Genomic DNA, 23912 nt, shown 5'->3' with positions numbered 1-23912 from the left:
CACCTTTGCGTGTTTGTTTGAACAATAGCTGGATTTTGACCAGAATGTTTTTTCATTTTTGCGCGCAGGTGACTTTATGGCGAAGACCTCCGCTGGTACTCAAAACGACTCTGGGCTTAGCGGTGAGCGTCGGCGCCTTGTTCTTGCGTTTGTCGATGTTGTGGGCTCAACCGAATTAAGCACCAGGATGGATTCCGAAGATTTCGCTGACTTGATGCTGGCGTTTCAAAAGTTCGGAAGCCGGACATTCGAGAAATTTGGTGGAAAAATTGCCCATTATCTGGGCGATGGTCTTCTTGTCTATTTTGGATATCCACAGGCGCAGGAAAACGATGCCGAACGGGCCGTGCGCGCGGCTTTTGAGATGCTGCAAGGATTGGGTCAAGTTGGCCAGCCCCGGCTTAAATCGCCACTACAAGCGCGCGTGGGTATCCACGCCGGGCCTGTGATCGTGGGGCAAAGCAGCGACGGTTTGGGCGATATCCTATTAGGCGAAACGGTGAATGTTGCTGCCCGTATCCAATCAGCCGCATCGCCCGGAACGATCTTTACAAGCGAATCTGCACTGCATCTTCTGAAAGGAAAATTCGCGTCCCGACCGCAACCCCCGGCCCGGTTAAAGGGGCTTGTGAATGAAGTTGTTCTTCATCAATTGCGCCAATCCACGCCAGCGAAGCGATCAGTGGCGCGGCCCCTCAGCACGCTGGTGGGACGAGAGGAAGAGCTATCCACGCTGACCTCAGAATTCGAGGCTGTGCTTAGCGGCACACGGTCCAGTGTTAGCCTTGTGGCTGACCCGGGCGTGGGCAAGAGCACGTTGATCGACACGTTTCAGGCTGGTCTGTCCGAAACGCCGCATACCTGGCTAGAGGCGAGATGTGATGTTTTGCAAACCGGCGCGGCTTTGCATCCGTTCATCGAGTTGGGGTTGAAAAGCCTTGGAATAGCCGACCCACAGAATACCGAAGACGCTGCGTTTCGACTGAACGAGGGGTTGGCAGCTTGGGATGAAAGGCCGGAAAATGCGTTTCCCGTCATCGCCAATTTTTTGGGACTCCGGGTGCCAGAGTTATCGGTTTTGGCCAGTGAAAGCCCTGAAAGCCTGCGCAAACTGACGCTGGAAACACTGGTTCTCTGGATCGAATTTCTGTCCAATCAACGCCCCGTTGTTTTGGTATGCGAGGATCTGCATTGGAGCGATGCAACAACGATCGACTTGCTAAATCTGATGTTGCAGAGGGAAACGCCGGCAAAGCTGTTGTGCCTTGTCACGTCGCGGAACGCCAAAGACGGTATCGACAAAAAACTGATTGGTCGCGTGATCGAGCTGTCGACACTTGCAAATTCAGAGGCGCACCAGCTTATTCGCTCGATTGACGCTGCGCAGCGTCTGAACACCGAAGACATTCAGCAATTGATTGAGCGGGCGCAGGGTGTGCCGCTGTTTCTGGAAGAACTGACGCGGCAAGCGCTGCGTGACGAGGTCGGGCACCAATCTCTCATTCCTACGTCGCTCGACGGCCTTGTCATGCAACAGCTTGATCGCTTGCCCAAGAGCGCCAAAGGCACTGCACAAGTTGCTGCGGTTTTGGGGCAGGCTTTTGATCAGACGCTGCTTGCGGCGGTGTCTGAACTTGATGCCAAAGGTTTGGATGCATCAATTGATGTTTTGCTGGATGCTGATCTGATCCGGCGTCATGCGGGTCAACCGGGCAGCTACTTCTTCCGCCATGCTCTGACACGCGACGGCGCTTATGGCACGTTGCTGCGGCAAAGACGCAAGACCCTTCACGCAGCGACGGCGGATCAGTTGATGACGCAATTCAGCGGGCAGGGTGACATGAACCCGTCTGTCGTCGCCTATCACCTTCTGGCGTCCGAACAATTCACGCCAGCCGCTGAATGGTTCAAAAAAGCGGGGCGGAGTGCCGCGAAGCAGGCTGCGGTAGAGGATGCCGCGACACTGTACAGACGTGCGCTGGAAGCGTTGGAGGGTGCTTCGGAAACGCCCGAGCGCCACAACTCAGAACTGTCGCTGCAGATACTGTTGGGCAACGCATTGATGGGTGTGCGCGGATTTGGATCTGATGAAATCGTCCCGGTTTGGGAGCGCGCCTTGAGCATTGCGGAAACGCTGAAGGATTACGATGAGCGGTCATCGGCGCTCAATGGTCTGGCCGCATATTGGATTGGCAAAGGCGATTGCGCCAAAGCCTGCGATTTTGCACTTCAGATATTGTCGTGGTCAGAACCTGCCAACCATCGCATTGGTATGCTTCGGGCGCATTCATCGCTTGCGAATGCGAAGTTCCAAATTGGCGATGTGCAAGATGCGCTAGATCATGCCGAAACAGCGGTTTCGCTGTATCAACCTGATGACTTTGCAAACGTAACGTATGGCGTTGGAACCGATCAGGGCGTTGTGGCCTATGGGGCTGCAGCGGCGTCGCATTGGTGGTTGGGGGACGCGCAAACCGGACTGAGACGGGCCCGCCAGGGTGTCGCTCTTGCCGAGGGGCTTGAATCCGCCCTGAGCCTTGCTGCAGCTCGGTCTTATCTGGCGCTTATTCACCATTACCGCGGGGATGAGGAGCTCGCATACGAGGTTGCTGACGAAACAGTGATGTTCTGCGCCAACCTTGGGATACCGTTTTGGCAAGGGTTGTGCCTACTGCTGCGCGCGGGTCAAAAAGTCGATCAGCCTGCAAAACGTCTGCAAGACATAGAAGCGGGGCTTGGTATTCTGTCGGGCAGCGGCAGCCAATCTGCTGTGGGCTTGGGTTTTTCCATTATGGCCAGCGCGCAGGCAGATCAAGGCAACCCCGAGATCGCGTTGGGTGTGTTGCAAACGGGCAGCCAGATGTCGGCGATGCTGGGTCAGCATTTCTGGGACGCTGAACTAAAACGATTGTTGGGAGAGGTTCAGGCAACAATGGGCGACCGCACAGCAGCGGTTGAAAGCGTGTCCGAAGCCGTGGACTTGGCACGCGGCAACCACGCCCGCTCGTTGGAATTGCGCGCGTTGTTGACATTGGACGATGTGCTTGGGTCCGAGGATCGGACCACCCGAAATCGATTGGCGACTGTCCTAAAAGCACTTGAGCCTGGGACTGACACTGTGGATGCGCAAAAGGCATCCCGTGTCCTCGCTTCTGTGAATTCCTGAAGTCAATTTGTGGAGCTTTTCAAATGTCAGAACAGATCGTGTATTGCTCGGGGCCGATGTTCAGCGTCGGGGATCTTTGGGAGCAGCAGAACATTGCCGCCGTGCTAGAGGCCGGGGGGTTCACAACCTATTTACCGCAGCGTGACGGGCTTGAAGTGGGCAAGTTAATGGCGCTGCTTCTTGACCCCCAGATTTCTTCGCAGGAAGGACAAATCGCGCTCTCGATCGTGCGCAAAGTCACTTATTCGCTGGATATTTATCAGTTAATCGGTCGGTGCACATGTCTGGTTTTTAACATGGATGGGCGTGTGCCTGACGGGGGCAGTCTTGTTGAATCCTCTATTGCCTATGCGGCTGGAAAACCAATCGTGATCTACAAAACCACACCGATCACAATGCTGGCCGGGACCGACAACCCCATGATCGAGGGGCTGTCTACCAGTTGGACCTATGTCCATGACACAGTCGACATCGTTCCGGCCCTGCAGGCCCGTATCGCGGCGCAATCCGATGCGGACTATGTGTATACCCCGCCATCGGTCGTTGGCCTTGTACTTGAGGTTGGTTCAAGCGTCGCAGACAAGAACTCGAAACTTCGGCAAATCCTCGCGGCGATTGCTGCTGCACCAACGGGGCCGGATGCGTTGAAAGAAGCCAAAGCACTTTTGGAATGGGCCAAGACGGACAAGGCTTTTCAAGCGGCTTTCGGGTCTGGTCAAACAAGTTTCCTGGGCGCTGACGGGCAGCACAAACTTGTCAGCCTCTAACCAGCGAAATCTCTCGGCTATTGGCCCCGTTTGAGATCGGGCGTCAGGTTAAGTGACCAATGCCCTTTGATCATCCATACCCATTGAAACCAGCAGTGGTTCTTCGCGCTGCCTGTTCTGGAAAGATGCCTTATCGCTCAGCCCGTCCCAGTTGCTGAGGATCAGGGATTGTGCCACGGCACCGCCCAGCGTGGTGCCCGGACCAGTGACAATAAACAGGTCAGGCGCGAACTCACGTGCGGCCTGCGCTATTGCGTGGGTGAAGTTGTAGGTCTCCGTGACCTGATGACCCAGCGTATACTCCCACAAAGCGTTGGTGTCGCAAGCCTCCGGCCACCAAATCTGGCCTCGACCGTCGATCATTGGCAGACTGGGCTGTTGGAAAAGATCTGCGCCCAACTGCGCGCGACCCTGTGCGGCCACGGGGGCTTGAAGGTGTGAATGAAAGCCCGCGTGATTGGCAAGGCGCAGGGGGAAGCGGTCCTGTACCACCGGTACGGCTTTTTCGAACGCGGCCAGCCCGGCCTCATCCCCGGCCAGCACAAGCATTCCACCCAGATCAATTGACAGAGTCAGCATCGCGCCCGTTCCGTTGATCTGATCGACCAGAGCCAAAAGCTTGGCCTTGCGGGCTGGATCTGGGTGCCAATCCGCGTTCAGGAATGGATAAACCAGTTGCCCGCCGATCATGTTGCCCTGCATCAGCGTGCCCATTGTGTTGACGACCTCGAACCCACCTTCGGCGCTCAGCGCACCCGCGCAGGCCAGGGCCGAATACCAGCCCATTGAATTCCCTGTCACCGCCACCACGTCGATCTTGTTGCGGTTGATGGCACGGAAATCGCCCAGTGTAGCGGCATAGATCAGGGCCGAGGCGTTGTCGCCACGGGTATGTTTCACGACAGAATATCGCGCCGTACCGTCCAACTCGGTCAGGGTTTCTTGCCCCTGTGCGCTACGCATCTGGTCGAACCGCGCCAGCAACGCGTTATCCGAAAACTGCCGCCCCAGCACTCCCAGTTCGGGTTTGTTATACGTACCCCTCCCAGGGCAGATGACAACGGCGGTCTGTTTTTCTTGGATCATACCTCGGTCTCCATCAGGCGCCGCGCCGCGGCCTCGATGCTGTCTTTGGACGGCATTGTGGCGGCATAGGCCGGGCCGGTTGCGATGAAGCTGTCTTCGGCCGTGATGCGGGCCAGTGGCACAGTTGCCGTTTCGTGGAAATGGGCCATCAGGGCCTCGGCCACACCGCCATGATGGCGGGTTTCGTCAACGATCAGAATACGTTTGGCCCCGGCGACCGCTTGGGTCAGCGCATCTTTTGGCAAGGGCGACAGCCACCTCAGGTCAACGATCCGGGGGTTGATACCGTCCGCCTGCAACGCCTTTTGCGCTTGGTGGCTGAGATAGACGCCATTGCCAAAAGTCACGATGGCCAGATCGTCCCCGCCACCTTCTACGCCGACCTCCCCTAACTCGATGCGCTCGGAAGGGTCGGGATAGGTTTGCATCCACCCACCATCGCCCGTTTCATGCAGATCGCGCATCGGATAGAGCGCGATGGGCTCAAGGAAGACAACGAGCCGCTGTTCTTCGCGCACCAGACGGACACATTCCCGTAGCATCCGCGCGGCATCCGCGCCGTTCGACGGGCAGGCCAGAATCAGGCCCGGAATGTCGCGCAAAACGGCAACTGAGTTATCGTTGTGGAAATGCCCGCCAAAGCCTTTCTGGTATCCCAGCCCGGCAATACGCACGACCATCGGGTTGGTGTATTGACCGTTCGAGAAGAAGGGCAGGGTGGCCGCCTCGCCACGCAATTGGTCTTCGGCGTTGTGCAGATAGGCCAGAAACTGGATTTCCGGCATCGGAACAAAGCCATTTTGCGCCATACCGATGGCCAGACCCAGGATCGATTGTTCGTCCAGCAAAGTGTCGATCATCCGGTCGGGGCCGAAACGTGCCTGCAGTTTTTGCGTCACACCATAGACACCGCCCTTGCGCCCGACATCTTCTCCCATCATCACGACCTCGCCGTGTTCCAGCATCAGATCGGTCAGGGTCCAGTTGATCAGGCGCGACATGATCTGAGGTTCAGATTGCGCCTTGAGATCGCTGCCGAACACCTCGGCTCTTTGTTCTGGGCTTGGGCCATTGGTCGGCGCACAGGGGCGTACGGGTGGTATCAGGCTGGCCATAACGTCGCTTGCTGTTTTCAGACGCGGACGGGTGACGGCTTTGTCTGCGACACGGGCGACGCGCGCGCAAGTATCGGTATAGACGCGCAAGGCGTCCTCGGACTGCATCGCTCCGGATTGTTCCAGCAGGCGGACGGAATGCAGCAGGGGATCGTTGGCCTCCTCTGCCTCAACTTCTGACTTCGGCAAATAGGTTGTTGGCATATCTGCCCCGGCATGACCGTAAAGACGCACAGTGCGCACATGAAGGAAGGCGGGTTTGCGACGGCGGCGCACATAGTCGGCCGCCTCTTGCGCGACGCGGAATGTGTCGAACAGATCAAGCCCGTTGCAACTGAAGTATTTCAGTCCCGGCCGATTCTGGAAGGTTGCCGCGATCCAGCCCTGAGGCGTCTTGGTCGAAATACCGATGCCATTGTCTTCACAGCAAAACAGCAGAGGCAGCGGCACCGACTGGAACGACGTCCATTGCGCAGTGTTGAATGCCCCTTGCGCGGTTGAATGGTTGGCCGAGGCATCGCCAAAGGAACAATAGACAATCGCATCATCCGGCATGTCAGCATGTTCGGGGCGATGGCGGCGGGCCGCGCCAATAGCATAAGCCGCGCCCACCGCTTTGGGCAGGTGGCTGGCAATGGTTGAGGTCTGCGGAGGGATGCTCAACGCCTTGGACCCCAGTACCTTGTGCCGCCCGCCGCTGATCGGATCTTCAGAGGATGAGGCGAAGGACAGCAGAATATCCCAGGTTGGGCTTTGCCCCGGCACCTGATCAGAGCGGGCGATCTGAAAGGCAGCATCGCGATAATGCAGAAAGGCCGGATCGGTCGGACGCAAGGCGGCGGCAACAGCCGCCATGCCTTCGTGCCCGGAAGAGCCGATCGTGTAAAACCCCTGACCGGCTTTCTGCATCGCGCGGCTTTGCCGATCCAGCGCTCGGCTGAGGCATTGTGCACGATACAGCCCCACGGCTTCGGTCTGGGTCAAAGGGCCAGCAGGGGCGTTACCTGCGGGGAAATCCTGCGCCGCCACGCGACGCAGGAAGTTTTCGTGCACAATGGCTGCGCGATCCATATCGAATGTCCTTAGGCGAAGGCTTGCAGGCCCGTTTGCGCGCGCCCCAAAATCAACGCGTGTACGTCGTGGGTTCCTTCATAGGTGTTCACCGTTTCCAGATTCACCATGTGCCGGATGACGTGAAAATCCTGACTGATACCGTTGCCGCCATGCATGTCACGGGCGTGGCGCGCGATCTCAAGCGCCTTGCCGCAATTGTTGCGCTTGATCAGGCTGATCATTTCGGGTGCGGCGCGGGCTTCGTCCATCAGGCGACCCACGCGAAGGGCGGCCTGCAGGCCAAGCGCAATTTCGGTTTGCATGTTGGCAAGTTTCAACTGGAACAGCTGGGTCTGCGCCAAAGGTCGCCCGAATTGCTTGCGATCCATCCCGTATTGATGGGCGGCGTACCAGCACGCTTCGGCTGCGCCCATAGTGCCCCAGGCAATGCCATACCGCGCGCGGTTCAAACAGCCGAACGGCCCTTTGAGCCCCTCGACATTAGGCAACAACGCATCTTCTGAGACTTCGACATTGTTCATCACAATCTCACCGGTGATCGAGGCTCGCAGTGACAGTTTGCCTTCGATCTTGGGCGCAGACAGTCCCGCCATGCCCTTGTCCAGAACAAAGCCTTTGATCTTGCCATCATGTGCCTCGGACTTGGCCCAGACCACAAACACATCCGCAATCGGCGCGTTCGAGATCCACATTTTCGAGCCGTTCAGCACATACCCGCCTTCGGTCTTTTTCGCGACGGTCTTCATCCCGCCAGGGTCCGAACCTGCGTCGGGTTCAGTCAGGCCAAAACACCCAATGAACTCGCCGCTGGCCAGTTTCGGCAGGTATTTCTGGCGTTGTTCGTCGGTGCCGTAGGCATAGATCGGATACATCACCAGGCTGGACTGAACCGACATCATCGAGCGGTAACCGCTGTCGACACGCTCAACTTCACGCGCCACAAGGCCATAGGTCACGTAGCTGGAACCGATGCCGCCGAAATCTTCGGGGATGGTGGTGCCCAGCAGCCCCATCTCACCCATTTCGCGGAATATACCGGGGTCGGTTTCTTCCTTGGCAAAGGCATCGGTGACGCGCGGCAACAGTTTATCCTGCGCATAAGCACGCGCGGCGTCGCGCACCATGCGCTCGTCTTCGGCCAATTGATCTTCCAGCAAGAAGGGGTCTTCCCAGGTGAAGGGGCCAAGCTGCGGGCGGGATTGTGGTTTCATGAGAGTTTCCTTTCTACAGCTGATTTAAGGCGTTCAAGACCAGCTACAATTGTATCTTGGGCGTAAGCGAAGCTCAGCCGGAAATGTCCGGGCAAGCCAAAAGCACGACCGGGGACAAGGGCGACACCGGCATCTTCCAAGGCCCAGCCGCAAAAGTCCGCATCATTTTTGAAGGGTCCGCCGCGATCTGCAAGCAATTCCGCGCAAGAGGGGAAGGCATAAAAGGCCCCGTCTGGCGCGTCACAACGCAATCCAGGAACTGCGTTCAGCCCGGCAACCACAAGATCACGGCGTTGGGCGAACAGGTCGCGGCGTTCTTCCAGTAAGCTTGGGTCACAGGTGATGGCCGCCAAAGAGGCCCATTGCGAAATCGAACACGCGCCCGAGGTCACCTGACCTTGCACTGCCACCATCGCCTTGATCAATTCGGCCGGTCCGATCCCCCACCCGATGCGCCAGCCAGTCATGGACCAAGCCTTGGCCACGCCATTGACGACCAACATACGTTCGGTAAGTTCTGGTGCGGCTTCGGCTACCGAGGTGAAAGGGACAAAGCTGAGGTGCTGATAGATTTCATCCGCCAGAACCCAAATCTGCGGGTGCCGTGCCAAAACGGCGGACAGCGCGGCGATTTCATCTTGCGAATAGATGGCCCCGGACGGGTTCGACGGTGTGTTGAGCATCAGCCAGCGGGTACGGGGCGTGATCGCGGCCTCAAGCTGTTCAGGCAGTAGCTTGAAACCCTGTTGCATCGGGCAGGGCAGGACAATCGGCGTTCCGCCCGCCATGCGAACAATATCGGAATAGCTGGTCCAATAGGGCGCGGGCATGATCACCTCGTCGCCGGGGTTGAGGCTGGCCAGCATGGCGTTAGCAATCACCTGTTTTGCACCGGTCGACACGATGACCTGTGCCATCTCGACCCTTGCCTGCCGGGCGATCTCGCTACGCAGGTCGGGAATACCCGTTGTCGGCGGGTATTTTGTCTTTCCGTCTTGCGCTGCGGCGTAGGCCGCCTCGACCACATATGGCGGCGTGGGCAAATCCGGCTCACCCGTTGACAGTGCCACAATATCACGACCATCCGCTCGCAGACGGGCAGCCGCCTCGGAAATCTGTACGATCTCGGAGAGTTCGATCCCGTTTAGCCGGTCTGCACGCTGGAACAACATGGCATTTCCTTTGATATTCAGCACGAAACTAGTGTCAAATTTACTTGAGAAAAATACCTTAATGGGTATCTTTTCTGTGACTAATGCTCATGAGTTTTATGCCCAGGATCAACGCTCTTCCGTCTCTTGCCCTGATGCGCAGTTTTGAAGCCGCCGCGCGTCATGAAAGCTATACCATGGCGGCAGAGGAACTGGGCGTTACGCAGGGCGCGGTCAGTCGTCAGGTGCGCGAGTTGGAGGCGGCGATTGGTGTCACGCTGTTTCGGCGGGTGGGGCGCGCGGTGCGCCTTTCCAAGGCAGGACGCGCGTTGCGCGAGGAACTGGCCGGAGATCTTGAACGTCTCAGCGGCACGATCAACCGCGCCATTGCAGCCGGCGATGGTGCAACGCTGCTGACCATGGCTGTACTGCCTACCTTTGCGTCGCGATGGCTGGTGCCGCGCCTGGCCGATTTCAAAGCGTCACATCCCGAGATAGTACTGGACCTGCATTCCTATACGACGCCATTTAGCTTGGAAGAACGGCGCGTGGACGTTGCCATTCACTTTGGTCACGAAGACTGGCCGGGTGCCACGCTGCGCAAGCTGTTCCCGGAACATCTGGTCGTCACGGCTGCGCCTGCACTGGTGGGCAGCGCTGGGCTGGAGGAAAAACAAGATGTGTTCGATCTTCCGCTGTTGCATCTCACGTCTCGGTCCCAGCAATGGTCAGATTATCATGCGAGTCTGGGGTTGGATGCGCGTGCCGTGTTCCCAGGTATGCGTTTTGATCAGTTTTCGATGCTGATCGAGGGGGCCGTGGCCGGGATGGGGGCTGCGATCCTGCCGACTTATCTGATCGAGGCCGAGTTGGCCTCGGGAACGCTTGTCGAGATTGGTCAGATCGCGAACATGTCGGGCAGCGCGTATTACGTCGCTTTTCCAACAGGGCAGAAAAATGAAGCGGTTCAGCTCTTTTCGGACTGGTTGATCAAACAGTCGAAGCAACGGCGATCAGCCGGGTAGCTATGAGGATTAAAAAAGGCCGGACCGGGTTTGCCCTCCCGATGCGGCCACCTTGTTTTGATTTCTAAGGCTGCTGTTTTGTTAGTTGCACAGGTCCTAGATGTCGAACTTTACACCCTGCGCAAGCGGCAGTTCCGCTGAGTAGTTCACGGTGTTAGTTTGCCGACGCATATAGGCTTTCCAGGCGTCCGAGCCGCTTTCACGCCCACCGCCAGTTTCCTTTTCACCGCCGAACGCGCCGCCGATCTCGGCCCCTGATGGCCCGATATTGACGTTGGCGATGCCGCAATCGGATCCGGCCGCGGTCAGGAACTGCTCGGCCTCGCGCATATTCAGAGTGAACACGCAAGAAGACAGCCCCTGTGGCACATCGTTTTGCAGCTCGATAGCCTCGTTGAAATCCTCATAGCCCAGGACGTAAAGGATCGGCGCAAATGTTTCGGTCTTCACAGTATCGGACTGCCCGGGCATCTCGACGATCGCGGGTTCCATATAGACGCCGCCGGGGACACCTTCGGTCACGCGGTTGCCGCCGAACACCTCGCCACCTTCACCCTCTGCCGCCTTCAGCGCCGCTGTCATGGCTGCGCCCGAGGCTTCATCCACCAAAGGCCCGACCAGCGTGCCTTCGGCCATCGGGTCGCCGATGGGCAAGCCGGAATAAGCTTTCTTGAGGCGAGCCACCAATTCGTTCTTGATCGAGTTGTGAACGATCAGGCGGCGTAAGGTTGTGCAGCGCTGACCCGCGGTGCCAACTGCCGAAAACACAATGGCACGCACGGCCATTTCCAGATCTGCCGAGGGGCCAACGATCATCGCATTGTTACCACCCAGTTCCAGAATGCACTTGCCAAAGCGCGCCGCCACGATGGGTGCCACAGCGCGCCCCATACGCGTCGAACCGGTTGCCGAAATCACAGGTACATATTCGCTTGATACCAGAGCCTCACCCAAAGCCGCGCCGCCGATCACGGTCTGCAACAGACCGTCAGGTGCGTCGCCAAAACGGGTCAGAGCACGTTCAAAGATCTTCTGGCACGCCATTGCAGTCAGCGGTGTCTTCTCGGACGGTTTCCAGATCACCGGATCACCACAGACAATCGCCAGCGCTGCGTTCCACGACCAGACTGCAACCGGGAAGTTGAAGGCCGAGATGACGCCGACCGGCCCGGCAGGGTGCCAGGTTTCCATCATCCGGTGGCCCGGACGCTCGGACGCGATGGTCAGACCGTAAAGCTGCCGCGACAAACCAACAGCAAAGTCGCAAATATCGATCATCTCTTGCACTTCGCCCAGACCTTCGGACGTGATCTTGCCGGCCTCCCAGCTCACAAGTGCTCCAAGATCGTCTTTGGCTGCGCGCAGTTCTTCACCCAGCAGCCGGATCAACTCGCCCCGCTGCGGTGCGGGCACCACGCGCCAGGCTTTGAACGCAGCTTGCGACCGGGCGATGATCGAGTTCATCTCAGCGGCGGGCGTCTCATGTACGTCGGCCAATACACGACCATCGATCGGAGACGTCACCTGCAAGGTGCCGTCGGTCAATTCAGCCACAGTCAGGTCCAGTTTCGAAAGTGTGGTTTCTGCTGTCATTACAACGTCTTTCATGTCTCAAGCCGCTTTGTTTTGAGGGGTTGCATCACCAGCGCGATAGAGCGCGCCAAATTCAGTGTTCAGGAAGTCGGGCAGCTTCACCTGCTCTTGCCGGACAAAGCCTTTCGAAGGCAGCGCACCCGTGCGCATCAGGTCGACAACGCCCAGAACGCCTGCGGCTGTCGTGACCTGAATGGCGCTCCAGGTCTGGCCGCTGATGTCACGGGCAAAGCTTTTGTTGATCAATGATTTCTCACGCAGCGCGCCGTCGATCATGCCCTTGGCTGTGCAGTAGACCAGAACAACGTCCTGATCGGTACGGGGCAGGGCGGATTCGAAAATCTCTTTCAGCAGATCGCGGCGACGTTCCAGCCCCAGATCATGCAACAGCAGTTTCAGAATGTCACAATGACCCGGGTAACGGATCGACCGATACGAGACCGACCGCGCCTTACCTTCCAGCGTTTCGGGCAATGTGCCCAGCCCGCCTGAAGTATTGAAACATTCGTATTCCACGCCGTCATGTCCCAGAACCTCATAGTCTTCCAGCGGCGCGGTTTTAACCCGTTGGCCGTTCACGATGGCATCGCAGGGGTTACAATACTCGTTGATCAGCCCGTCAGTTGACCAGGTCAGGTTGTATTTCAACGCGTTGGTCGGATAGAGCGGCAGCGCACCGACCCGCATATGCAGGCTGTCGATTTCGTCAAATTCGGCGGCCAGGGAAGCGCCCGCGATACCAACAAAGCCCGGCGCCAACCCGCATTGCGGCATGAACGCGGTCTGGCTGCCCTCGGCCAATGCGCGCACAGCGTTCGTGGCGGCCACATCCTCGGTCAGATCAAAGTAATGCGCGCCTGCTTTTTGGGCCGCCTCGGCAATCTTTGGTGTCAAAAAGAAGGGTGCTGCCGAAATGACGGCATCAAAACCGTTCAGACCTTCGGCCAAACTATGTGTGTCGCTGGCGTCGACCTGCTTGGTGGGAACACCAAGCTTTGCAACTTCGGCCAGTGATTTCAGGTCGTGATCCGCGACAGACACGGTGTAATTTGGCGATGCTTTCAGCAGGGTCGCGATCATCTGCCCGATTTTGCCTGCGCCTACGATACACACATTCCAGGACATTACTGTCTTTGCCTCCCAATTTATGCCTCACTTAACGATGGTTCGCAGGCTGTTCGGGTGGCAGGGTGAAATGTGACGAAACGTACAGGTATTCTGTCGTTATGACGGATAACTCGGAGTTATGACGGATCAGAGGCTGGCATCTGGGGCGCTAACTGAAACGGTGATCGAAGGTTACAACACGCGAATATCTGACATGGTGCGGATGGCTGCCATGTCCTGCGCATAAAGCTCTGTAAACGCGTCAAATATATCCGTGCTCCACCCGGGCAAATCCAACTCTTCCTCAACCTGCTCGGGGCGCGCTTGATCCTCGAGGACTTGCGCCAATTCTTCGCGTTGGCCTTGCAAATCCAAGGGTGTGCGCTGCCCAAGGATCTCCTGCACTTGTCTTTGCCCTGCATCGGTCAAAAGCGACGTCAAAAAGGAGTACTCATCGGGAAGGGGTGTCTCGCTGGGCAGCCCTGTCATAGCCCGGACAATATCACCCCAGATCAGAGGTAGATTTTCGTTTTCCCATACGGTCAGTTTAAACTGAGGCGCAAGTTCGCGCAGGTCTTCGATCATGCTGAGCCAACTGAGGCAACTGAGGTCGGTGCTGGCCAGAATATCTCGCCGGTGGTCTTCGTGAATGGACATCAGCGTTTTGGGAATAAAAAGTCCGGGGTTCACCAGGCCGATAAACAGCTCAAGCTGCGCGCCTTCCAAAAGGGTCTCGGTAAAGGCTGCCCGCCTTCCCGCAAAAGGATAAATCTGACCATGTTGCAATGCAGTCCGTCGGGGCCCAAAGAACTTGTCGCTCGACAAAATTACACGCTCCAGGTTGACGTCTTGTGGAAAAAGAGGGGCCAGACTGTCCCGCGTTTCTTCGATCGATGTCCCATGGATCAGTGCATCCGACATGATCTTGACGAAATGACGGGACATGCGCGGGCCCATCGGAGCAGTCTTCATCTCTGCCAACATCTGTCTGTTTGCAACAAGCGACGACAAAATGTGGCCTTCATCGGCAAAGGCTGCACCGGCATGAATGATTACCCGCATGTCGTCTTCCGTACCCCCAGCCAATGTGCCCAGCCTTGCACATGTCCTTTACTTTACCAGACGTATGCGGTGTTTTTGCCTGTGTGGTTTTTGCACTTTCTCAGGAAAACGGACAATACCCTAGTTCAAGTTGAAAATGAGGCTTGCAGTCCCCCGCCAGAGGAAGTAATCGACTGCCAAAGCCCCTATAGCTCAGCTGGTAGAGCAACTGATTTGTAATCAGTAGGTCCGCGGTTCAAGTCCGTGTGGGGGCACCATTTAAAAATCAATGGTTTACACTAACGTTACACCATTTGTCTCGTATCGCTTTTTCACGCTGGGGGACAAATAGGGGACAAAGTGCGTGAATTTCTGCATTTGGCGCGGAAATCGAATCGCGTGGTGAGAAAGAGATCGAAGCCATACGCCGAATGGATTAGAACCCAAGATAGCGTTCCCTACCATTGACCAATTTAAGCAATTCGGTACTTCGACACTTCACATTTTGGTTCACGTTCATCGGAATCAAGCATGTGCATTGATAGCCTGTAGGCAATGCTTCTACTTTGTTGAAGGTAGAGCAGTTAACCGCAACACAACTTGAAGTTAAAGAACAAGAGGAACATTCTCACCCTTGTTACGCGCAATATCGGTTATATCAAAAGTTCCTCTTTCGAGCTCTGCCTCGCCCCGCACAACCAATACGGAATGGTTCTTGACGATGACTTCTCGAACAACATCAGGTCTGCAGGCACAGGCAATGACACATTGAAGCACCAAATTCGCCAATCCCTCTTTGTCCTTGAAGTAATCGGACTCGTAGTACTCCTCCATTGTAGACCATTGCCAGTCTTCGATAACAAATACTCCGCCTTCAGACATACGCGGGAAAACAAGATTGAATGACAACAACGTTTCTAGATAGTGATGCGAGGCGTCGTCGATAGCGAGATCGATTTTTTCGTTTCCGAACTCAAAATCCAGCAATTCAGTAAACCGGCTAAGGTCAGCCTGGTTCACTCCTTTGTAAACTCGCACATTTTCTTGTCGAGATTGCTCTTCGACATATGCATCAAGATGCGGCAACTCTCGGGTCGAATACTCTATTGCTAACAGTTTCTTGGGCCGAAACACGCTATCGAGAAGAGCAACGCTACCCCCCTGCCACACTCCAATATCAACGATGTTTTGAACTTCAAGTTTCGAAGTCCACTCAAGCTCCGCTTCAATCATTTCTCGGTTTTTTACAATAAGCAGCTCGTTTTCGTTTGAAGTGATCGAGTGATACTCGTCGCTGTTGACAGTAGCAAAAAACTTGACGTCTCCAACGCGACACCGGTTCGTCGAAGTCCAAACAATTGGTTGGATTTTTTGTTTTGACGACCCACCTAACAGAGAACGCAATACAGCTGAGGTAGTTTCTTTAAACGTGCTCACCACACAATGCCCTTATTTGATGACTTTCTCGTTACTACGCGCGAATGCTGGACTCTTGCAAGTCTCCTTATTTTGCAAATAAATAGAGTGCTTTAGATAGTGTAGTGCAGCCTTCGGAGTGGGATTAATCTCCTGTGAATAACTAGTCGCTCAAATGAACTAATAGTCAGGTTGCAGCAGGTGTCCGACTTGCACGATGGGAGCATTGAGACATCTCGCAGGCTCTATATTTTGGCTGGTCTTGTCAGAAGAACTTTGCTTGAGCGGGGCAGGGCGGTTTCGTAGCGTTTAAGGATGACCAATCCTGCCTCTTTCAAATATTTCAAAACCAGACCCGAGATCATCCGCCTTGAAGTGATGCTTTGAATTCGGTTTCCACTCTCGCGTCATAATGGCTTCGATCAAACAGAAATCCTCAGTTGCTCAATACCCTAAATCTACCCGGTAGGTGCAGAAGTCAGTCCGGCAATAGATGCCTAGTTAATTGACCGTTGCCAACCAAAGCTCTAAAGGACCAAAGGGATTTGTTCCCCTTTGTTGCGTGCAATATTGGAGATGTCGAAATCGCCGTGATGCAGTTCTGTTTCACCGCGTATAATGAATACAGAGTCCTTGTTTACGACGACTTCGCGAATAATGTCGGGTCGGCACGTGCAACCGATCACGCATTGCATTACCAGATTTGCAAGCCCAGGCTTGTGGGCGAAATAATCTGAATTGTAGTGGTAGTCCTTTGTCGACCACCCCCAATCTTCGATTACAAAAACTCCGCCGTCAGACAAGCGAGGAAAGAGAACATTAAACGAGGACGTGGTTTGCACGTATTGATGAGACGCATCATCAACTACGAGATCAATCCTCTCAGTTCCGAACTCGGTATCAAGAATTTCGTTGAGCCGTCCTGCATTCCCTTGGTCAACTCCGTTGAACAGACGAACATTGTCGCCGCGCGCATGCTGCACGATATATTCGTCAAGCGTTGGGAGATCGCGGGTTGCGTACTCAATGGCTACTAGCTTTTCGGGTTGAAAGATGCAATCAAACAGGGCGACACTACCTCCTTGCCAGATGCCAATATCAACAATATTCCGCACGTTTAAGCTCGCCGTTATTTTAAGCTCCGCTTCAATCATTTCCCGAGTTTTTACAATAAGAAACTCTTGGTTGCTTGAAGTCGTTGAGTGATATTCGTTTGCCCTAACGGTCGCAAAAAAGTCGACTCCACCTACATGACACCGATTGCTTTCCGTCCAAATAATGTCCTGCATGCTTTTTTCCTGCTTAAAACCAGCGAAATTGGCTCACACGTATCATCGGACAGTTGAATGCCTCAAGTCCTTACCCGTCGGAGAAAACGAAAAGCCTCTGAAACAGTCAGCTTAACGATTTTCAAAGAGGGGGTACGAGTTCGGCGCGTCGCACCCCATATCGATCCCTTGCTTTCCGACAATAGACTTAACGTCAGCGTTCGATAATTCCTTTCCACAACAAAGCTTGAGCGCCAATTCCGGGCAGTCAGCCGCGACTATGAATTGAAGGTCCTCGTCGCTCAGCTCGTTGGAACGGCATTTTTCTAAACCCTTGGAAGTCGCGTAAGCCTTGAACGCTCTTTGACAGAACTCGCCAAGGTTTTCGCCTTCTTCCCTGTGAAACCCGCCGTCAAGCCCGGGGACAATCGCCCATTGCGTATCCATACCTTCAAAGGCAACGAATTTCGGTGGCAAAACAAGACAGTCAGTTGAACTTGCAGTTTCAAGCTTCTTCAGCCGGTTCTTAATCGTCATTATTTCTGCCCCTCATTACTCGGTCCGCAGCGGCAAATGCCGTCTCTCGTTCTTCTTTGGTCATGCCCTCAATGTGCTTTCCACCTGCCTTGATGGCAAAAACCCGACGTTCGAATTCGCATTGGCTTTCACTTTTATGTGGGCAGATCCGGCCAAGACTGAGGCCAGGAATTGTTGCCGGGCCATGCTCTCTTTCGACTACTCGACTTGTTCCCTCAGTACCTTTCTTGATCCCGTAGATTTGATAAAACACGATGGGAAGCTCGAGCGCGTTTGGCGAACTCGCTTCCAGCTTCTTCACTCTTCGTTTGATGCTCATTTAGCGGCCTCCAGTGCGGTGATCCTGCGCTCCAGTTCAGTGGTTTCCAGCACCCGTCTGTACTGCTCAACCAGCCCCATGACTGTTGCCCCTTCCAATGGGGTCACCTCACCGTGAGAAACGGCCTGTAGCACCGCCTGAGCGGCCTTCGCGGCGTCTGCAGCGGATTTAATGGGGGGAAGGTCGAAACTGACCGGTGCGTCCTTTCTGGTGGGGGCAATCCGCTCCAGACAGAGACGCAGGGCCGTGCTGTCGCCTTCGAGCGCCATCTCGACCGCTTTCTGCGTGATTTGCTCAGATTGGCCCTCCAGCAGATCCTCAACTGCCCGTGTGACCCGGTGCCGTGCGCCTCTGGGCCTGCCCGAATTTCCGGGTGCAAAAGTACCGTCCGGGTTGCGTTCGTCCGTTGTCGTGCCGTTGTTACGGTCATCATCCGTCATTGCTCATGTCTCGCTGTGGTTGGTTGTCGGTGGTTTATGGGTGCAGAGCCCCTTTTTGACCGGAAGCGGTCAACATAAGTAATTGATAAACCCCTCCCCCCCGCATCAGGACGCCTCCTTGGCCACTAGAAGCGAACGGACGCTAGGCGCATTTGGGCGAGAGCGCGTCAGTTGGTACGACCGAGGATGATTGCCGGCGGAGTATTCCTTTGCGATGCTCAAAAGGCCCGCAGAGCGTAGTGTTTGTACGGCAGCACTGAAGCGGCGGCGGCCAAGGTTGGTGTGCCCCGATTTGGTCATGGCAGCATGGTCGAGCGGGAACGTCTGGCCGGGAATATGCCCGTGGTTGGATTGAAGGATTACAAAGAGACCAATGGCCTCAAATGCATTGTCAAAAGCTGACAGCCTATCGAGAGCAGTTCTGTTGATGGGAAATTCACTGTCGCGGTCGCGGTACACCTTTCCCTCCAACCTTTTGTTCCAGGCCCAATCGGCAATCTTACGAAGCTCACTGTCAGGTAGGGATGCTGGATCTTCGCATTTGTCGTCGCGGACGAAGACGAGATTGCAGAATAGCTCGTCGGGCGTGTCGACTGCTTCCACCATCCCGATGGCAGTAAGGCTAAGTTCCCGATTTCGGTTACCCTTTGCCATTGCACCCGTACCGATTGCAGCCGCACTTGGTTGCAGTGATATGGCGGGCAAGTCGTCGGCCCCCAAAACGCCTTGGACGGGCTTGTAGACGCCACCGTCAGGCCGTGTTGAATGGGGGCCGACGACATAGCTGTTGGATCCTCGTTTCAGGTCTACAGGGAAGCCCTGTGCGCGTAGGTTGGGTGTCTGACCACCATTGTCCCTGTAGTAAAGGTGAATGCCGCGTGGCGTAGAAACCTGGACGGGCGACGGCCCAAAGCGGTCTTCCATCTCATCAACCAGTCCGGCGCTGTTCTCGTCACAATCAATGACGACCAAACCTGGCAACCGAACCCCATAGCAAGCACTACCTTTGCCGAACATCGGGCCAAGTACACGCTTGAGTGGGTATCTGTTTTGCTCCTGAAGGCTGCACAAAGGGGCCTTTGCATCGGACCCTCCACCCAGGGGCAACAAATCGAACCCGGCACCGTGAAGCCGGGCAATCTCTTTCACTGGGATTTGAGGCAAGGGGTTACGAACAATTGCCGTTATTGCTTACCCCCGTCCCGCGCAAGGTCTGTCGGTGTCTGGCGACAGGTCACGCCATGCGGTAACCCACAATGCGTTTCTTACGAGTAGTTCGCGTGTTTTGGTATTCATGCTCAATTCCTCAAGCTTGCGCTTTAGGTCAGAACACGTTACATTTCTCTTAGTCATTGAGCCGACTAAAAACGAAATGCCTCGAGCCCATGGTGACCTATGGTGTGCGGGTTTCGTTTATGTGGCAGCGCGTTGCGCCTTGGCCTTCTCAACTAGATTATAGATTTCGGATTCGAACCAACGTGTAGTCCCGTCCAGTTTAACCGGCGGGGGGATTTTCCTTGCGGCGGTCCTGCGCCAGACGGTAGCGACGCTGCAGCCAAGAATTGCTGCGGTATCCCTTACCGAAAGTAGGCGGTCTCCTGTAATTGCGTTCATTCTCGCCCCCTTGCGACTGATTGCAAGGATAAGATAAGAAACGCTAAAGCATTGATAAATAAATAAAATAATGACAAAAATTAGGAAAGTGCGGGCTTTCTGTCCCTACAGAATTGCCCAGAATTTTGATATTCTGTCCCCCTCTTTCCTGTAGAGAGCCACAAGTTCTTTTCGGCCTCACTTCCGAAGGGAAAAAACGTACCCTTGTAGCCGTTTGATTTAATGGCAATATCGGCCAATCGCCCAAAATTCTCACTATCCATGCCGGGAATTCCATTACAAAAGCGTGTCAAAAACCCTTCAAAGCTCCGAACGGGAAGGTTTCGCGCGGGCCTGTAACCCGTAACACTCAGGAAAATATCAGCGGCGTCGCGAACGAGGTAGTGGTGTACCCAGTTTGGCGGAGCGCCCCTGGTATTTATTTTACCCGAGAATGCCGCAATAAATGCCTCTACGGTGCCTAACTCGCTCTCTACAATCTCCAATCGGGCGGTAATCGCTGACAGCGCCCCCTCCATGGCGTCTTCAAACTGAATCTTGTACGCAAACCTACGAACGCTTCGAGGGACTGCATTTACTTTCACAGCTACTTGTTTCTGATGCGCTAGCGCGTCTAGCAATGCCTCCCGCGCCTTTCTCAATTCTCCGACGCTGGGTACGCCATCAGAAACAAAGAGCATTTGAATTGTGGCGATCCGGCAAAACAATTCTTCCGACCTTGCGGTGTTTAGCAGAACCATATTGTCGAGGCTTAGGCCTTGCAGCCAAGCAACGGCTTTGAATTGCTCAGTTTCTGTTATCTTTGTCTCAATCCCACGCTCGTTAAGCTCGTCAACAATTTTCTGTATTCTTGGCGTCGGCAGATGCACCCATCCGTAGTATTTTGCTGAACGCTCGGGGGGCATGAGGGCCTTCACTAGACCTCTGGGGGGGAGCAGTGGTTCGCTCATGGTCCTGTCCCTCTAATTTCTATCACTTCAGCACTATCCCGAGTTACCAGCTCTGCCCACTTATCCAGCGCTACCGCGCGCTCTGCCAGCAATTCGGCCTGATTGTAGATACGAGCAACGGCGCTTGGCTTTGATCCAGTCGCAGCGTGGTTCAGCACTCGATCCACCACAGATTCCGATACACCACGCTCGGCCATGTGAGTTGCGAATGCAGTCCTGAAATCGTGAAGCCGCCACGGCTCAAAGTCTTCGCCAAGAAGCTCATCAAGACGTGCTTTCATTTTGCTCCAACCGGAAATTGGAGTGCGTCCCGTGGTCGTGAACAAGAGGTCGGATGTAGCGGATGTAGAAGGGGTCCTACCCGATTTCTTACTTTTTCTGGCCTCGGTCTTTGCTTGTTTTTGACGGAACAACAAGGCTTGAATCTCGGACAGCGCAGGGGGTGAAAGGTGGGTAATGTGCCCACGGTCGTTCTTTTCCTGTGAAATAGCCTTTTTGAAGCGGGCCTTTGAAAGTTCCAGTTCGCTTTCGCGCAAGTTATTGATCGAGGTGCGCCGCTGAACCGTTAGGATCAAGAGCCGAACTGGCGGACCCCACAAGTCCCCGAGCTCGGAGGTTTTCCGCCAAATGGATCGGATTTCATCCAGGCTGAGAACGCGCTCCCGGATTTGCTCCTCAGTTGCGCGCTCAAGGCGGTCCCCGAGATCCTGTTCCAGATATTCCCGACGCCATGCCCAGCGTGTGAAGTGCTTTAGAGCGGCCCGGATGCGGTTGGCCATGAACAGCTTGCCCTCTTTAGCCTTTTCATCGATTGGCCTTTGCAAGCTGGCGCGTGACAGATCCCCGATAGGCAGGGCAAGGTGTTTCCCTAGTGCGTCTTCAAGCTGGCGCTTTCTTTCACCTTGACGCTTCAAATTGGACAAATGCAGTTCGTCATAAGCGTCCAATACGTCTTGTAGCGTTTGAGCCGTGGCTATGGCTCTTTCCTGTTCTCTGCGGGTCTGTTGGGCCTCCAACACGCGGTCAAAACCACGCGCTGCTTCGGCTTCAATTTCCAGAGCGAGTGAACGAGCCTCAGCCAACCCAAGTGCGCCATCCTCACGTTTTCCGGTTGGGGACCAGTTGCAATAGGTGCCAAAGGTATGCTTGCGCTTTGCTCCGCCCTTTACCCGTTTTTCGTACATCCAAACCGCGCGGGCCGGGTAAACCCTCAGCCGCAAACCGATGCGCTTTGTGTCTGATATCTCGTTCCGCCCATCCGCTGGCGGCTTGATTTTCATAAGGTAAGCGTTGGTAAGCTCTTTTCTCACAGTTTTTGCCTCTGGGGGACTCATGGGGGACAAAATGCCCAAGATTGAATGATATGGATTGCGACTATACTAGACGTCATTTACTCAGTGGGCAACCGGCCAAACCCTAAAACGGCTTTGTTTTAAAGGTTCTTTGCGACTAGTTGCGACGACGTGAGGTTGCCCGAGGCTTTAGGCTTAAGTTTCGGTATTTCTGATTTGTAATCAGTAGGTCCGCGGTTCGAGTCCGTGTGGGGGCACCACTTTAAATCATAAAAAATATTAAATTTCATCGTGTTAAAGCGCATTCGCTGGATTCGAAGGTGACATGCAAGGTGACGCTATGCATCTAGTCATCGCTGAATTTGGAGCGACTTTGATCTCAGCGAAGTACGTTACTCAGAAGAAAGTGGGTGGTGTTTACTACTTTCTTAGGGGAGTTTAGGAAGATATGCGTCGCACCTCTCGGTTGTTGCCGGCGGCGCAAGGCGTTCAAAATGTCGAGAAGTCGAGCGACGTGCAGCCGCTTTGGGCTGGGTGTCGCGACCAACACGAATTGCAGAGAAACTTTGTTGATCTACTCGCTCTTCGTCTGGGATGGCAACTCGCCAAAGAACATCCTGTAGTCGCGTGCGAACTGTCCCATGTGCCAAAATCCGTGCCGGTTGGCAGCGTCGGTTATTGTGCCCTCTGAGTGCCCTGCAAGAAGGTCTTCACGAACTCGGTTCAACCGAAGCCGCAAATAGTATGACTTGGGGCCTTGTCCGAACTGTTCTTTGAACGCGCGATCCAGTGTTCGCCAGGACGCCCCGCTTTCCTTGCATATCTCTTCTATCGATTTTGGCTCTTCCAGATTGACGAACATGAGGTCGATTGCACGGCCAAGAACGCGCCGTCGGGTATCGACCTGACTTTTGTCGAAATGTGCTTCGTTGTCAGTCAGGATGTTCAGGGCGTCAAGCATCAGAGTTCCCTCAGTCTCTTGAGACCATCGCGCATCGGTACAGGTAAGCAAGTGGGATACACGACGCTCCAACTGCATTAGGCTGGCTAAGCCTTCTTTTGAGCTCAATTTTCGAGCATCCGGTTTGTCGCCATCCAGGTGAAATCCACAGGTCTCAGCCAACTTTTCCAGCCGCCGGGTTTCAAACGAAACAACATTGCCCGTAAATCCGGCCGTAGAAACACCATCAAACCCGTCGCTATCTCCAAAAGACAAGAATGCGCTATCGGTTACGTCCTTTGTTTGCCATCTTTCGACAGCACCCTGTGATGGAATGCCAAATGTTATCCATCCGCTTGGAGATACACCCCGCTGGTGTACACGTTGATTCATCGCGATGTTCAAAGCGGACACCGAGTGCCCTGAGCGCACTTTTATTCTCGTAGACAATCGACCTGGGTCAAGCTGTCGAAAGTCGATCTCCCAAGGTGTAAAGTCACCGATCATATTGGGATGGTCAAAATCCAGCGCGATTGCCGGTGCCACCCCTTCCCATCTGGGGGGGGCAGTATTCTGCAAATTTGGCGAATTTTTGATGTGGTCCATTTACAGAGCCTGACAGTTTACCGGTAATGTAGCTAATTCGATAGGCGAGGTGTCAAGTGACTGGGGGGTCCTCAAACGATACGACTATGGGTCGCCCGCGGCTTGCTGAAGCCGATGCGCGGTCAGAGCGGGTCGTGACGTTCCTTACGCCACCTGAGCACCAACGCCTTTTGGAGTTGGCGCAGAGATCAAAG

At 55.0% G+C, this 23912-nt stretch carries 19 protein-coding genes and 1 tRNA gene; 4 read left to right on the top strand and 16 right to left on the bottom strand.

The genetic code is table 11. The features are described 5' to 3' along the window. Nucleotides 1–76 precede the first annotated feature (76 nt). On the top strand, nucleotides 77–3166 hold the full coding sequence (locus GS646_RS12745) for an AAA family ATPase (RefSeq protein WP_171648730.1): 3090 nt from the start codon (nucleotides 77–79) through the stop codon (nucleotides 3164–3166). A 23-nt stretch (nucleotides 3167–3189) separates the two neighbouring features. Next, nucleotides 3190–3933: a nucleoside 2-deoxyribosyltransferase gene (locus GS646_RS12740; RefSeq protein ID WP_171188310.1), complete on the top strand. Its 744-nt coding sequence runs from the start codon at nucleotides 3190–3192 to the stop codon at nucleotides 3931–3933. 48 nt (nucleotides 3934–3981) lie between these two features. On the opposite strand, the gene GS646_RS12735 is transcribed toward GS646_RS12740, so the two are convergent. From GS646_RS12735 to GS646_RS12720, 4 genes are read right to left on the bottom strand one after another with little or no spacing between them, the layout of a single operon-like run. Continuing rightward, a complete protein-coding gene (locus GS646_RS12735) occupies nucleotides 3982–5019 on the bottom strand; it encodes an ACP S-malonyltransferase (RefSeq protein WP_171188308.1) in 1038 nt (345 codons plus the stop codon). After that, entirely contained in the window at nucleotides 5016–7205 is a 2190-nt protein-coding gene (locus GS646_RS12730) for an alpha-ketoacid dehydrogenase subunit alpha/beta (protein WP_171648728.1), read from the bottom strand. Before GS646_RS12730 ends, GS646_RS12735 begins: the two co-directional genes overlap by 4 nt. Before the next feature lie 11 nt (nucleotides 7206–7216). Further along, nucleotides 7217–8419 carry an acyl-CoA dehydrogenase gene (locus GS646_RS12725; RefSeq protein WP_171188304.1) on the bottom strand — a complete coding sequence of 401 codons (1203 nt, stop codon included), beginning with the start codon at nucleotides 8417–8419 and terminating at the stop codon, nucleotides 7217–7219. Continuing rightward, nucleotides 8416–9591 carry a pyridoxal phosphate-dependent aminotransferase gene (locus tag GS646_RS12720; RefSeq protein ID WP_171188302.1) on the bottom strand — a complete coding sequence of 392 codons (1176 nt, stop codon included), beginning with the start codon at nucleotides 9589–9591 and terminating at the stop codon, nucleotides 8416–8418. The genes GS646_RS12725 and GS646_RS12720 overlap by 4 nt, the downstream gene beginning before the upstream one ends. Nucleotides 9592–9680: 89 nt before the next feature. Between GS646_RS12720 and GS646_RS12715 the strand changes: the two genes are divergently transcribed. Next, nucleotides 9681–10595: a LysR substrate-binding domain-containing protein gene (locus GS646_RS12715; protein ID WP_171188300.1), complete on the top strand. Its 915-nt coding sequence runs from the start codon at nucleotides 9681–9683 to the stop codon at nucleotides 10593–10595. A gap of 96 nt (nucleotides 10596–10691) precedes the next feature. Here the strand turns inward: GS646_RS12715 and GS646_RS12710 are convergent, their stop codons facing one another. The 3 genes from GS646_RS12710 to GS646_RS12700 form a co-directional block, all read right to left on the bottom strand. Next, nucleotides 10692–12188 carry an aldehyde dehydrogenase family protein gene (locus tag GS646_RS12710; RefSeq protein WP_371732081.1) on the bottom strand — a complete coding sequence of 499 codons (1497 nt, stop codon included), beginning with the start codon at nucleotides 12186–12188 and terminating at the stop codon, nucleotides 10692–10694. 18 nt (nucleotides 12189–12206) lie between these two features. Beyond that, nucleotides 12207–13313 carry a saccharopine dehydrogenase family protein gene (locus GS646_RS12705; protein WP_171188296.1) on the bottom strand — a complete coding sequence of 369 codons (1107 nt, stop codon included), beginning with the start codon at nucleotides 13311–13313 and terminating at the stop codon, nucleotides 12207–12209. A 174-nt stretch (nucleotides 13314–13487) separates the two neighbouring features. Continuing rightward, the gene (locus tag GS646_RS12700) at nucleotides 13488–14357 is read right to left on the bottom strand and encodes a hypothetical protein (protein WP_171188294.1); all 870 of its coding nucleotides are present in this window, start codon (nucleotides 14355–14357) and stop codon (nucleotides 13488–13490) included. 181 nt (nucleotides 14358–14538) lie between these two features. On the opposite strand from GS646_RS12700, the gene GS646_RS12695 reads away from it, so the two are divergent. Beyond that, nucleotides 14539–14614, top strand: a tRNA-Thr gene (locus tag GS646_RS12695). 328 nt (nucleotides 14615–14942) lie between these two features. Here the strand turns inward: GS646_RS12695 and GS646_RS12690 are convergent. From GS646_RS12690 to GS646_RS12650, 9 genes are all read right to left on the bottom strand, one after another. After that, nucleotides 14943–15773 (bottom strand): class I SAM-dependent methyltransferase, encoded by an 831-nt coding sequence (locus tag GS646_RS12690; protein WP_171188292.1) that lies wholly within the window; start codon nucleotides 15771–15773, stop codon nucleotides 14943–14945. A gap of 506 nt (nucleotides 15774–16279) precedes the next feature. Further along, entirely contained in the window at nucleotides 16280–17041 is a 762-nt protein-coding gene (locus GS646_RS12685; protein ID WP_171648726.1) for a class I SAM-dependent methyltransferase, read from the bottom strand. Nucleotides 17042–17152: 111 nt separating this feature from the next. Then, complete coding sequence (locus tag GS646_RS12680) at nucleotides 17153–17557, bottom strand: hypothetical protein (protein WP_171188288.1); 405 nt, start codon at nucleotides 17555–17557, stop codon at nucleotides 17153–17155. Then, a complete protein-coding gene (locus tag GS646_RS12675) occupies nucleotides 17547–17876 on the bottom strand; it encodes a hypothetical protein (protein ID WP_171188286.1) in 330 nt (109 codons plus the stop codon). Before GS646_RS12675 ends, GS646_RS12680 begins: the two co-directional genes overlap by 11 nt. Continuing rightward, nucleotides 17873–18316 carry a DUF5681 domain-containing protein gene (locus GS646_RS12670; protein WP_171188285.1) on the bottom strand — a complete coding sequence of 148 codons (444 nt, stop codon included), beginning with the start codon at nucleotides 18314–18316 and terminating at the stop codon, nucleotides 17873–17875. Before GS646_RS12670 ends, GS646_RS12675 begins: the two co-directional genes overlap by 4 nt. A gap of 105 nt (nucleotides 18317–18421) precedes the next feature. After that, a complete protein-coding gene (locus GS646_RS12665; RefSeq protein WP_171188282.1) occupies nucleotides 18422–19465 on the bottom strand; it encodes a bifunctional DNA primase/polymerase in 1044 nt (347 codons plus the stop codon). A 545-nt stretch (nucleotides 19466–20010) separates the two neighbouring features. Further along, complete coding sequence (locus GS646_RS12660; RefSeq protein WP_171648724.1) at nucleotides 20011–20880, bottom strand: hypothetical protein; 870 nt, start codon at nucleotides 20878–20880, stop codon at nucleotides 20011–20013. After that, entirely contained in the window at nucleotides 20877–22190 is a 1314-nt protein-coding gene (locus tag GS646_RS23225; protein ID WP_171188278.1) for an integrase family protein, read from the bottom strand. The genes GS646_RS12660 and GS646_RS23225 overlap by 4 nt, the downstream gene beginning before the upstream one ends. A 556-nt stretch (nucleotides 22191–22746) precedes the next feature. Continuing rightward, nucleotides 22747–23133: a helix-turn-helix domain-containing protein gene (locus GS646_RS12650; protein WP_171668878.1), complete on the bottom strand. Its 387-nt coding sequence runs from the start codon at nucleotides 23131–23133 to the stop codon at nucleotides 22747–22749. Nucleotides 23134–23912 lie beyond the last annotated feature (779 nt).

Source organism: Ruegeria sp. HKCCD4315, assembly GCF_013112245.1.
Lineage (GTDB): Bacteria > Pseudomonadota > Alphaproteobacteria > Rhodobacterales > Rhodobacteraceae > Ruegeria.
This window is presented reverse-complemented; position numbering and strand designations above follow the sequence as displayed.